This window comes from Massilia sp. TSP1-1-2 (assembly GCF_049896185.1).
Taxonomy (GTDB): domain Bacteria; phylum Pseudomonadota; class Gammaproteobacteria; order Burkholderiales; family Burkholderiaceae_D; genus Telluria_A.
This window is the reverse complement of record NZ_JAFCTU010000227.1, coordinates 1-509: the sequence shown is the minus strand read 5'-3', so window position 1 is coordinate 509 and position 509 is coordinate 1. Positions and strand designations below refer to the sequence as shown.

The 509-nt window shown below is 42.0% G+C and carries 1 pseudogene; it reads left to right on the top strand.

Annotated features, from left to right (window positions below):
* Positions 1-414 (top strand): annotated as a pseudogene (locus ACP7BV_RS27835) (hypothetical protein); the annotation flags it as partial.
* Positions 415-509 lie beyond the last annotated feature (95 nt).

Below are 509 nucleotides of genomic sequence, written 5' to 3'. Positions count from 1 at the left end.
AGCGAAGACAGTGATATCACAACTGAAAATGTTGGCGAGGTAAAGTTAAAAGCGTTTCAAGCGGTTTTGGAGAAGAGCCAAGCCATAAGAATAATTTCACAACGATTGATTCAATTCTTGGCGCAGCTCGAAAATTTTCAGAAGAAGCTTTGGCTGAAAAGAAAGTTTGTGATTGACACGCAATACTGCATTACATTAGATCGAGTTCCAGAAAAGTTTTACGCAACCATAGCGGCAAATGAAGATCAACGGAACGAGTGGGTCGAATTATTTGCAATTGACGAGATCGTAGGTCACCTTGGCGATGTTGCGTATTCAGCACCGCTGACCGCAGAATTCTTGAAGGTCAATCAGAACTTGGTATTGGACACCAAGAATTTTGTGCCGGAGTTTAAGTCAGCGTTGGTCGCATAAATAGAGAATCTTGACGATCAATGTGATGGGCTTCTATTCCACTCCGACAATTTTCAAGCCATCCGAATGATGCAAGCAAAGTTGCAGAATGGAAT